We start from the raw sequence: 559 nt of genomic DNA, 5'->3' as shown, positions 1-559 counted from the left end.
AGTGTAAGCCGTTGGTTCCTTGCAGCAGGATGCTACCTGCCGAAAGACTAAGACTGCCTGTGGCTTGAATTTGTATACGTTGGGTGCTGTTCAGGCTGACACCGTTATGGGTATTCATGGAAATGTACAGTGACCCTTCCTGCGCACTCATCGACAGTTCAGAGTTCCCTAAGGAAATTTCTTTTCCTTGCGGGTTCGCAAAGGATTTGACTCCGGGATCGGCAGTTTTACGCTGGTGGCGTTCTGCTGGTGATTCGACCACAGCACCTTGGGCTGCGTGAGATGAAGGGACGGCAACAGTAGATGGTTTCGTCCGTACCGATTGTATGACCATCGCATCATCTTCGTCTGCACTTGGAAAATACAGCTTCACCTGCGCCCCTTTTTCCGGCATGAGATACCACACCTGATTGCCCTCGGCAGAGTAGGGGAACCACTGAGCATCCTTGGGATTTTGCTGATTATCCATATCCAAATGTAATCGAACCTGATTCCGGCTGACCTCCAGTATTTTTCCTTCAATGGATGCACCGATGATGGTTCGATTGTATATTTTAGG

Annotated in this window: 1 pseudogene; it reads right to left on the bottom strand. The window is 49.4% G+C overall.

Annotated elements, in window-relative coordinates:
* Positions 1-559 (bottom strand): annotated as a pseudogene (locus tag ACIFO6_RS04635) (EndoU domain-containing protein); the annotation flags it as partial.

This window comes from Paenibacillus sp. NRS-1781 (assembly GCF_050467745.1).
Classification (GTDB): Bacteria; Bacillota; Bacilli; order Paenibacillales; family Paenibacillaceae; genus Paenibacillus; species Paenibacillus terrae_A.
This window is presented reverse-complemented; position numbering and strand designations above follow the sequence as displayed.